This window comes from Paenibacillus oenotherae (assembly GCF_019443105.1).
GTDB classification, from domain to species: domain Bacteria; phylum Bacillota; class Bacilli; order Paenibacillales; family Paenibacillaceae; genus Paenibacillus_Z; species Paenibacillus_Z oenotherae.
Genome location: NZ_JAHZIJ010000031.1, coordinates 35612 through 47178, shown reverse-complemented (window position 1 = coordinate 47178; position 11567 = coordinate 35612). Strand labels below are relative to the sequence as shown.

Below are 11567 nucleotides of genomic sequence, written 5' to 3'. Positions count from 1 at the left end.
GTTCGTTTCATCCTCCATGAAGTGTTTGATCTCCGCCTTCATAATGGATTCCAGGTTTTCTTTTACAAACTGAGTGACAAGATTTTCAAATAGGTTTGTGAGCTGGTTTTCTGCTATTATAGTCATGAAGTAGAGTCCCTTCTTGGTGCGTGGTAACCCCGAGGATACTCTACTTTTTTGTTCCCTGTTAAGGGGCCAAATCTTGGTACACAAACTATTGTACGTCATCCCGTAGATGGCGAAATGCCTGCGCAAGTGCAGGAATAGGAGGCGGTTTTGAGCGATTGAGGAGAAATAGGGCGAAATACCTGCGCTTTGGCAGGCATTTGGTCAACAGTAGATCAGAACGAGATAATACCTGCGCTTTGGCAGGCATTTGGTCAACAGTGGATCAGAATGAGATAATACCTGCGCTTTGGCAGGCATTCGAACGACAGTGGGGCAGAACGAGATAATACCTGCACTTTGGCAGGCATTCGAACGACAGTGGGGCAAAACGAGATAATACCTGCACTTTGGCAGGCATGTGAGCTTTGGCGGATCGAAAGGTGAATCAACGGTATTTTCGCAGGGAGGTTTGACCGTGCCGCCGCATACGCGTATGTTTACCGTTATTTGTCGAATAATGACGAATTGTTCTTCTATTGGAACTGTTATTGACTTATAATGGGGAAGACAATCCATCAATGCAAAGAAGGTATACAGCATGAATCATCTTCACGGGCAGTATGACAGCCCGATTGTATTATTATCTTTTTTGATTGCTGTTGCAGCTTCTTATTCGGCGCTTGGCTTGGCGGGCAAGATTGCCAGAGCTAAAGGACTCAGCTACACCGTGTGGTTGATTGCCGGCTCCTGTGTAATGGGGGCAGGCATTTGGTCGATGCATTTTATCGGTATGCTGGCGTTTCATGTAGAAGCAGAGGTTCACTACAACGTTTATATTACACTGCTCTCCCTGGCTGCGGGCATCATTGCCTCGTATTTTGCGTTTCGCGGAACTGCAGCCCCCGATGCGGGAATGAAAAAGCTGCTTCAAGCGGGCTTGTTCATGGGAAGCGGTGTCGTTGCCATGCACTATATTGGTATGGCCGCGATCAATAAACCGATTATTCTCGCCTATGATCCGCTATTCGTAGGCTTGTCTGTCGTTGTTTCACTTGCAGCCTCCTATGCGGCTCTCTTTCTCTTCCGCAAGTTTCGCAGGGTGGAAGGGTACAGCAAGTGGAAGCTGATGAGCGCAATCGTGATGGCGCTTGGAATTTGCGGCATGCACTATACCGGAATGCGAGCATCCAGATTTGTGCTGGCACCTGCCCACTATAAGGAGGCGGGATTCGTTGCGCCGCAATCCTTTTTGCTTGTCGGGGTGGCGCTTGCCATCTTTTTCGTGCTTGTCGTCACCTTCGGCGCGATGTTCTTCGACCGGAACGTGCTGGAGCGGATGGCTTATCATGATTCGCTGACAGGAATGCCTAACCGGAACCAGTTGGCGCGCTATTTCGAGGATTCCTTCTCCGGGAACGCAAGCGGATTTCTGCTGTTCATTGACCTGGATCGCTTCAAGACGATTAACGATACGCTTGGACATGACGCAGGAGATCTCTTCATTAAGGAGGTTGCCGAGCGGCTTGGCCGGGCGATATCGGGTGATCAAACGGTATTCAGGCTTGGCGGCGACGAATTTCTTGTTGTGTCCAGCAGCGGGACGAAGCAGGAGGCGATCAGGCTTGCGAATGAACTGGTGACCATCATCAAGCGGCCGTATTCCGTTCTCGGCAATGAAATTTATATGACGACAAGCATCGGTATCAGCTTGGCCCCGGAGCATGGGCACAACCGGACAGCGCTGTTGAAGGCAGCGGATGTAGCGATGTATCGTGCGAAGACTGCCGGCAAGAACCAGTTTCAGCTGTTCGATGAGGAGACAGACCGGATGCATGTGCGCAAGCTGGAGCTGGAGCGGGATCTGCGCAAGGCGCTGGCGAACAAGGAGCTGCGCATATACTATCAGCCCAAGTGGGATGCCGAGCGCAACTGCATCTCAGGAATGGAGGCTTTGCTCCGCTGGGAACACCCGCGGCTCGGAATGGTGTCGCCTGCTGAATTTATCCCTATTGCTGAAGAAACCGGACTGATTGTGTCCATTACAAGATGGGTGCTGATCGAGGTGTGCAGACAGAACCGGAGCTGGCAGCAGAGGGATCTTGTCCACGTCTGTGTGTCTGTTAATATGTCCATTCGTGTGTTTGAGAGCAGCATGCTGTGCGAAATGGTTGAAGAGGCGCTGATGGAATCAGGTATTGAGCCCGGTGATCTGGAGCTGGAGATCACGGAATCTATCGCCATGTATGATGTACAGGATACGATCCGGCAGCTGCAGCATCTCAAGGGCCTTGGGGTAAGAGTGTCTATGGATGATTTTGGCACGGGATATTCTTCGCTCGGCAATCTGGACGAGATACCGATCGATGCGCTCAAAATTGATCAGATGTTCATTCGCCAGAGCGCTCAGCCGTCCAAGCAAGCGATCATCAGCACGATTATTGCCATTGCAGCGCATCTGAAGCTTGAAGTTGTTGCCGAAGGCGTCGAGACGGAGGAGCAGATCGGATTTCTGCAATCGCGGGGCTGCCGCATGATGCAGGGCTATTATTACGGCAAGCCGATGGATGTAGACGCTCTGGAATCATGGCTGCTCTCGAAGGGCGGCAATGTGAGCAAAAGCATCTCGTAGCAGGGTGCGGCAGATTGCAATAGGGGACTTTCGCTTTATAAAGCGGGGGTCCTTTGTTGTGTGAGCCAATTCGACAAAAACATCGGTATTCTAGCAAATAGCAATAGCTGCCCAAATTCTTCTATGATAAAATCTAGATGAATAGAGCATTATTAGGAGGGTTATTGGATGCGCAAACTTTCGATAGCATTAGTATGCCTGTTTCTGCTGGGAGGTGCATTTTCTGCTTTTCCGGCAGGTGTGGCCGCTGCAGGTGCTGCTTTAAAGCCTGTTAAAGCCTTCACAAAAGGCGAACAATACATGATCCTGACATTTCCCGAGCGGCTCACAGCAGAGCATCAGTATGTGCCGCTTCTCAAGTCGGGCTTTTCAATAGACCTTCCGGGTTATTCTGTAACCCTGGCGACTGCTTCCGGCAGCGAGGTGGTGCTTTTCTTGAACAAGCCTCTGGTCGGTGTGGATAGTGTCAATATTCATATTGATCAAGGAGTTGTGAGGTCGGTTGACGGACATGCTCATAATCCGACAATTAACGGCTTCAAAATGATTACGCCGCAAGGGAAGCTGGCGCTCAAGCAGACGCTGGACCCCAGCGGCGCGGGAACGACCATTCAGAGCGTAGTGAAGTATCTTCAGGCTCACCCCGGCGGGAACATCGTGGGCGCTTCCGGCATTGATAGCGCGGATGTCCGCTATTTGCTGTCTTTAATGGATCTCGGCGAGGTCAATAAGGACGAGCTTATGGATGCCATAGAGTGGGCTCGTCAATATACCGACAGCACGAGAGGAACAGCTGAGGCACGACAGGAATTAGCGGGGAAAATGGCTGCTGCGCAGGCTGTTGCGGATCAAGCCAGCGCCACCCAGCGGGAGGTCGATATTGCAGGAGTGGAGCTGCAGAATGGGGTCAATCATTTTATCCAGCTGCTTTCAACCTACACCCCTCCTGTCATGCTGTCGCAGCCGGTCAGCATCATCCCCAAAGCGGGAACAATGATTGCGGACAATATCATTAATGAGGCGGAGATCCAGTCGATACAAGGGCCGAATCAGCCGCTCTCAGCCTTTGATCCCCAGTTTGTTGTGACGCTGCAGAAGAACCCGTACAATACAGCCGAATATGCGGCGGGTGATGTGATTCATGTCATATTGGGGCAGTCGGGCGTGGACCTTGCATACACGCTGTCGGCATCGGATATCGAAGCGATCAATGACAATATCGGCCCGTCAGAGCATGCAGCCGTCACAATTGATGCCCGCAGCTTCTTCCTGAACCCGGCTCTGGGCGATGAAGAATTTACGCCTCGCGTGTATGTGGAGAGAGCGGGCCAGACGATTAGCTCAATGCCGAGATCGGCCGCGCATGCTGTGACAGTATCGCGTAACCCCGTTATTCTTAGCCATTCTACCGGCTATGTGGAGATAGGATCGCCTGTTACAGCAGCAATCAGCAAGGCAGGAACAGTGTACCTCGTTCCGGCGGAAGCGGTAATAAACAGCGAGGCTGATCTGCAGGCTCAGAGCTATAGTGAAGCTACGGCAGCAGCGGCGAATGAGACGGTATCCCTGTCTACGGATGGCACAAGCATTGGCAGCTCCTACAAGCTCTATGCAGTTGATCATTCCGGCCAGCTCTCCGCGCCGTCAGCAGCGGTTACCATTACAGCCGCCCCGGCGAATTACCTGAATGCCAGAGGGACGCACCCTCATGTCGAGGTAGATGGAAACATTGTCTATGTGCCAGCGGGAATGGATGCTGCTGCACTCAAGTCGCATCTGGTCACCACATATTCGTTCGATGTCGTGCCTTCGGAAGCGGATCTTACACCAGTCGGCGGTACGGAGATTGTAACGAACGCGATGAAGGTGGCGGTGAATGGCGAGGCATTAGAATTATTCGATATCCGCATTCAGAAAGCAGCCGCATCATTCAGCGATATCATCGATGCGTTGAGTGAGTATGGCATCGATGCGATTAAATTAACAGCAGATATTGTGGATACAAGCGCTGTTATGGAAATTGAATATTGGGTCAATTTCCGCTCGTCGGTCCCTCACAGCCTTACGGTAGGCGGTCTGCGGATCGAGGAGGACGCTGTCGTTACGAAGGATGACACAGTGACGGTTATCGCTGATGTGGGCAGCGACGATGACAGGCTGGCTGGCGCCGTTGCTTACAACAGCATTGCTGATGAGGTGCTTATGGATACACGGGCGGGCTTTATTGCAGGTCCGCTCAGACGCTCGGAATCCAACCCTGAAATTTATGTGAATCCGATTAATATTGCCGTGATTGGCGATCTGGACGGCTGGTATAATGCATCATCGGACAGCAGTATCGGGAAGATCTACGTTGCAGCTGATATTCCGACTGCGGTTGAAATTATCATCCCGAGCCATCCGTTGAACTTGTACGGGGACAACCGCGTCTTGACGGGCTACCCGATTACAGGAACATTGAACGGCACACTAAGCGGTGTGACGATTACAACTCCATAACCGTCAGCCTCGAAATAATCGCTCCATACATGCAAAAAGGGCTGAGAGTCCGTTTTGGAAATATCAGCTCCCATTAGGCGAAACCCGCGAAATGGCATTTATTTGCTCGTTTCTGGCCCCATGAAGGTGAAATGCCTGCCAGAGTGCAGGCATTTCACCTTCAATTCCCCTTAACGGCCGATTTTTCCTCAAATTCATGCATGATCGCAGGAATTTTACCATAAAGGCGTCTTGTAGCCGAAATGCATGCTCATTCGCAGCTTCTTACTCCGTCACTCTGCCTTCAAAACACTTGGAGAAGGGGAAAGGCTACACTGTGGGGAACCTCCCAGCCGATACAGATGGCGGCGAAGAGAATTGCTGCAATCTGGAAGAGGGTAGATCCACTGTCCGCTCACAAGCGATTGTACCAAGGCGCAGGGAGATCGGGAGATTCAGGTGTGCCTGATCTATCTTCGTCAGAAGCAACGGGTGCGAGAAATCTTAAAGAGCCAGGAAGGCTACAAGCTCTTGGTTCGACGGTTGATCGAACCCGAGAGTTCGTTTGCTCAGAAGAACAACCAGGGATTCCGGCGTTTCTTGCTTCGCGGCTTACCCTAATCAGCTTCGAGGTTGGGTGGCTTTCGTTTGCCCATAACCTGCTCAGTGGGCAAGCATGAACCAAGGAGGGGTTGTTATGTCCCCCCTATACAATGAAGATGCTTCCAGTTCCACTTTTTAGTGGTTTGGAGGCATCCCTTCACATCATTTGGGACTAACTCATTGGATATTGGACTTTTCGGAAAGTCCCTTTTTGCATGCTACCATGTTGAGAAGATGCCGTGCTCACACGCTTGCCGCGCTTATTGAAGCTGGCTGGGCCATAGCACAAGCGTGCGGTTGTCACGCTCGGCACCGATGGCGCGAAGCGCGGCTGCCGCATTGGAATCGGTAATATCGGCGCCGTTCCAACGTTCGATTTTGATTTTGCTGAGGCCATGCTGTCTCATGATCGTCCGGAATATTTGCTTGAGCAGCTTAGGATCGGGAACATCATCGGCGACGGATAAATGATGGATGCTGCTCTCCCCCCGTTCATCTGAGAGCTCGACAACTTTGCGGCCGTTATTCTCCAGCCAGTAGCGCCATCGGCCTTGATAGAGAACGAGAAAGTTGCCGCTCTTGCGGCTGAATGAAGCTCCTCTCACAGATGGCCAATCCGCTGCCAGTCCGAAGGGGTTCGCGGGATCGATGGCAGATATGACCGTGATGGCGTCGGATTCCTGCCCGGGGAATGGCTGCCGTATGGCGGACAGCAGCTCGCGCTTGGCGAATTGCAGCGTGTTCACACCCTGAATGAGCAGCCCGCGTGTGACGATACCCCAATGCTCATACTGCCTCAGCACAGGGGTCAGCTCGTCCCAGCCATATGGCGACAGCTGGGTGACAAGATCCTTGGTCACAATGCCGCAGCTCTCAAGCAGATGCTGCGTCCAGCGCAGAGCGGACTGCTGGAGCTCTCCCGAAGCTCCGCTTGCCGTGTCTTCCGAGTCTCCATCTCCGCCCGCAAGCGAGCCAGTCCAGTACCAGCGGCCTTGCCCGGAGCCGGTCTTGGCAAGTCCTTTGCCCTTGGCAAGCAGCTGCAGCCGAAGCGGAGCGAACTGGTCGTTGGAGACGCGGCCCTCCCATACCAGATCAATCAGGTCGGCCAGCAGCTCTGATGGTATTTTGCCACAGTCACGGCTGAGGCGGGTGAGAAAGCTGGCTCCGCCTTCTCGCAACAGTGCGAGCAGAGCCGGATGCCTGGAGGCTTCATCCGATTTCGGCTGGACGTAGGGAGCATAGAGCGGCTTGGATTCTGCGAGAAAGAATGCAATCTTGCCCTCCTTCTCATGATCCTCCTTGCGTCCGATCCAGACCACCTCGCCCGAGGAGCAGAGAAGGTCGAGATCTTCTTTGCGATAGCCGAGCACTCTTGCCGGGAATAGAATGGATTCCCAGTGGGAGGCGGGAAGGAAGAAGCCCTGCAGTCTTGCGATAACATCCCGCAGGCCGTCTATTCCGCTTAGCTGCGTGCCGGACAAGGCATGCTGAAGCAGTGACATGTGCGCACACCAGCGTACAGGGTGGACCGGCTCGGCCCGCTTGCGGGCCTGCTCTATCGTCAAACGGACCAGTCGTTTGGCGACGCCTCTGCCTGTCCAGATGCGTTCCTGCTCGCTTTCTGCGAAAGGCGCCTGCTCGATGGCATCCAGTGCGAGCAGGACATCGACAATGTGGCTGGCTTCTCCGGCTCCAAGCTCGGGGTAGCGTTCACGCAGCTCCGGCTCGGTGAAGGACAGCCGATGCTCAGCGTATCGTCCCGCAACGAAGGCGATCGCGCGATCGCTAAGCGGAAATAATCGATACATCTCTTCCTCATCCGAGCATATCCAGCGGCTATCGGAGCCGAATGCCAAAGCGGTAATACGCCCTGAGCCCTTCAGCTCATCCAGCCACGGGAGTGCCGCTTCACCCGCGACAGCGGATAATTCAGCGCTGCTCTTGTCCCCCTGGCGCTTGAGAAGCGTGTAGAGGTCATCTGCTGAAGCCGGTATGAAGGCACCGGTCTCCAGACGGGCTGCTTCCTCCGCAGCAATAAGAGGATCAACACGCTGGAGCGCATGCTCTCCGAACAGCTCTCCAGCCATAGCTCTACTGACATTCATAAGCTGCAGCTGTGTCGTCTCGCTCAGCCCGTCCCCTTCGTACAACTGCGCGTTAGCATAATCGGCAATAAATTGCACGGCAAACGGCGAGGGCGCATTCGTTTCGTGAATGACGATGTCAATATGTCCGGCGGCAATATCCCCGAGCAGCCGCTTGAGGCTGCCGGTATCCAGGTATAGATGAAGAGATTCCCTCATTGCTTCTTGCAAGTATGGAAAATGCTCCGCATAGGGAAGCGACTGCTTGAGCAGTTCCTCGCTGCGTAGCCTCTTCTGCCACATCGGTGTCCGCGTGAAGCTGCGTGAGAGAAGGAGTGAGGTCTCCGCAATCCGGCGGAAGGAAATGGCCAGCAGCGGCGATCCGGCAATCGCTTCTGTGAGAAGCGGCTCAAGGCTGTCCGGCGTAATATGCCAGAGCATCTCCAACCATGAAGCATCCCATTCCGGAAGTACAAGCTCAATGCCATTGTCCTTGGCATTGCCATACAGTTTATAGGGCAGCAGCCGTTCGAACTGGCGTTCTATGGCGAGCAGCCATGTCCGATTGATCCGCTTGCCGAACGGATTATGGATAATAACCCGCGTCTGATTCATCAGATCGCGGTAATGCTCGATGACGATGCGCCGGTCTGTCGGCAGAGCGAGCGCAGCATGCTGCGAGCAGATGAGCGCAATGAGCTCCTCTGCCGCAGTTCGATCAAATCCGTACTCCATATCCAGCCATACAGCGGCGGATTCCTCGCATTCGCGTCTACTTGCAGCCGCTTCCGTATCGGTATCCCTAGGAGTAGGGGATGCCCCTAGCCTGTCTGCTGCAGAAGAGGGAAGTCCGTAATCTGCTGCAAGCTGAAGCCTGTCTGACAATTCGCGGAGAAAAGCGCCAAGCTGGATGCCCAGCTCATAGGTGCGCCCGCCGGGCTCATTGCGCCAGAATGGAATTTCGCTGAAGCGGTTGGGCGCATCCTTCACATATACCCGGTCATTGTCGATGCTGCTAATCATCCAGGAGGTTGTGCCGAGCTGAAACACATCACCGACACGGCTCTCCTGAATATATTCTTCGTCCAGCTCTCCCAGATGAATACGGCTTTCCGCATGGTGAACCGGGTACGCCGAGCTCTGCGGAATCGTCCCGGCACCCGTAATCGCAGCCATCGCCGTGTTGGCTCTCTTGCGAAGCAGATTCCCGCGTGCGCCGTTCCCCTCGCTGCTGCTGACGGCGCTGCGATCCCAGTCAATCAGCGGTCTGGCGAAGGGGTAGAAGCCCGCAAGAACCTTCAAGGCCGCTTCCAATCTTGCTCTGGGGAAGAGACGGAAGCATTCACTGCGCGTCAGGAGCGCATGAAGGCTGCTCACTTCAATATCCTCGCTGGCGACGATTGCGGTCACTTGCTGTGACAATACATCAAGCGGCTCCATCGGCAGCGTGATGGCTTCGATATCCCGCTGAATGATATTGCGGCACAACACAGCTGTTTCGGGCAGCTCGCTCCGATTGCGGGCGAGAATGTAGCCGATGCTTGTATCACCGACAGCATGGCCTGCCCGCCCGATTCTCTGAATGCCCGCCGCCGCTTCCTTGGGCGAGTCGATCTGTATGACCAGATCAATGTGGCCGACATCAATGCCAAGCTCAAGGGAGGAGGTGGCGACAATGCAGCGCAGCTCTCCGGCCTTCAGCATATGCTCCACCTCTAGGCGGCGCTCGCGGGACAAGCTGCCGTGATGCGCGCGGGCCATCTCATACCCGACATGATCATTCAAGCGGAGGACGAGCCGTTCGCACAGACGGCGGCTTACAACGAAAATAATTACGGAACGGCTATCGTTCATCAGCTGCAGAATACGATCCATAATCGGCAGCCATACTGCTTCCCGCGTGTTCGCAAGCATGCTCATATCCGGCATGGTGACCCGGACTGCAATGGTTTTCTCCATCGCACTCTCTACAATCGTAACCGGACGTGGAACGTAGCCAAGGAGGTGCGCCTCCGACTCCTGTTCAGAAGCGCGTTCTGCAGCAGGTGAAGAGGACGGTGGCTCCCAGCCCCCGAGGAAGCGGGCTACCCGCTCCAGCGGCTTCTGTGTGGCGGAGACGCCGATCCGCTGCACGGGCTCGCCGCACAGTGAAGCAAGGCGCTCCAGCGTAAGAGACAGATGAGCACCTCGCTTGTCCGGTGCCAGATTGTGAATCTCATCTACGATGACGGTCTGCACCGTCTCAAGCATGCCGCGTCCTTTATCCGAGGTGAGCAGCAAATAGAGTGATTCCGGTGTTGTGACAAGCACATCCGGGGGCCTCCGTATCATTCTGGCACGTTCGTGCGCGGGGGTGTCACCCGTCCGGACGGCTGTGCGAATGCCGGGCCAAGCGGAGCCGGCGGCAGCGTTGTCCGCGGAGTCATCCGCATGCTGCAGATTTTCGACAGCTTGCATAAATCCGGTCAAATGATGCTGAATATCGTTGTTGAGCGCTTTGAGCGGCGTAATATATAGAACGCGGACGCCGGGTTTCCAGCCACCGTTTGTATTCAATTTATCCATAGCTACCCGATTCAGGCACGGAAGCAGGGCGGCAAGCGTCTTGCCCGATCCGGTCGGGGCTGCGATGAGAGTGTGCTGACCAGACAGAATAGAGCGCCAGGCTTGGAGCTGCACATCTGTGGGGGCACCGAAAGTTTGTGTGAACCAATGGGCAAGCGTAGGGTGAAAATTGATTAGAGCCGGAGACGGCGTTGGCATCATACAGCAGCTCCTTCTAATGTGCAGGGTTGTAAAGCAGGGTTTATGTATATGCATGCCGCCGATTCCTTCTATTCCCTCTGCGGCGGGGATGCTTTTGTGGTTACATTATACCTTTTTTTGCAAGGTGACAAAGGACAAGTTCTGCTGCGATGATCTTTTTCATAAATGATCCTGTCCTGTCAGTTAGTGATTCATGAAGGGGTTAGTGGTCAGATTACGAGCATTCCCTCATATATATCAGCAGAGAGCTGCAGTTAACAGGAGGGAATGAATATGGCGGGATGGCGGAACAGCTTGGAAGGCAGATGGAGAGAGTGGAAAGGAGTAGAGGAGGCGGTGAACCGGACGCTTGCAGGACGAAAGGTGCTGCGGATCGCAGGTTCCCGCTCGCCAAGGCTGCAGGGACAGAAGTTTAATTCGATCCAGGCACCCGAACTGGCAGGCATTGCGGGGAACTATGATGCAGGGCTGGCCTGCTTCTGTATTAGCGAGCTGCCATCCGAGCAGAGGATAGAGTTTCTGGCTGCGTGGCATGAGAGGCTTAGCCGGGGCGCGACAGCTGTCGTTGCCGACCGCCGCGGTGAAGGGTGTGAGACGGCCTTCGAGCTGCGCGAGCTATTCGCTGCCGGTGCTACGAAGCTGGATGTTCAGATGGGACCTACCTTCTGGTGGGCGCGCTACGAGGTGCTGTAATAGAATATTACTCCGGGCCCGCCAGGCTCAGAGTACACTCGGTCGCCTGCTTCAGGGGCTTTTACCCGTTCCGGCTGAACAATTGGACAATTTCCAATGCCAGCTCATCTATTATTCGCACATGAAGCGGGGCGATAAGCGGTTGGATAAGGTTATGCTTGGACTGGGCCATGCACAGCTTCGGGATGGAATCATATATGTCGATT

Annotated in this window: 4 protein-coding genes and 2 pseudogenes; 4 read left to right on the top strand and 2 right to left on the bottom strand. The window is 54.2% G+C overall.

Annotated features, from left to right (window positions below):
• Nucleotides 1-126 (bottom strand): annotated as a pseudogene (locus K0T92_RS25730) (IS256 family transposase); the annotation flags it as partial.
• A 580-nt stretch (nucleotides 127-706) separates the two neighbouring features.
• Between K0T92_RS25730 and K0T92_RS24045 the strand changes: the two are divergent.
• From K0T92_RS24045 to K0T92_RS25725, 3 genes and pseudogenes are all read left to right on the top strand, one after another.
• Complete coding sequence (locus tag K0T92_RS24045; protein ID WP_219875165.1) at nucleotides 707-2737, top strand: bifunctional diguanylate cyclase/phosphodiesterase; 2031 nt, start codon at nucleotides 707-709, stop codon at nucleotides 2735-2737.
• 168 nt (nucleotides 2738-2905) lie between these two features.
• On the top strand, nucleotides 2906-5236 hold the full coding sequence (locus K0T92_RS24040; RefSeq protein ID WP_219875164.1) for a hypothetical protein: 2331 nt from the start codon (nucleotides 2906-2908) through the stop codon (nucleotides 5234-5236).
• A gap of 387 nt (nucleotides 5237-5623) precedes the next feature.
• A pseudogene (locus K0T92_RS25725) lies at nucleotides 5624-5895 on the top strand (transposase); the annotation flags it as partial.
• A 183-nt stretch (nucleotides 5896-6078) separates the two neighbouring features.
• On the opposite strand, the gene K0T92_RS24030 reads toward K0T92_RS25725, so the two are convergent.
• On the bottom strand, nucleotides 6079-10668 hold the full coding sequence (locus K0T92_RS24030) for a DEAD/DEAH box helicase (protein ID WP_343223786.1): 4590 nt from the start codon (nucleotides 10666-10668) through the stop codon (nucleotides 6079-6081).
• A 273-nt stretch (nucleotides 10669-10941) separates the two neighbouring features.
• On the opposite strand from K0T92_RS24030, the gene K0T92_RS24025 reads away from it, so the two are divergent.
• On the top strand, nucleotides 10942-11361 hold the full coding sequence (locus K0T92_RS24025; protein ID WP_219875163.1) for a hypothetical protein: 420 nt from the start codon (nucleotides 10942-10944) through the stop codon (nucleotides 11359-11361).
• The last annotated feature ends 206 nt before the right edge of the window (nucleotides 11362-11567 follow it).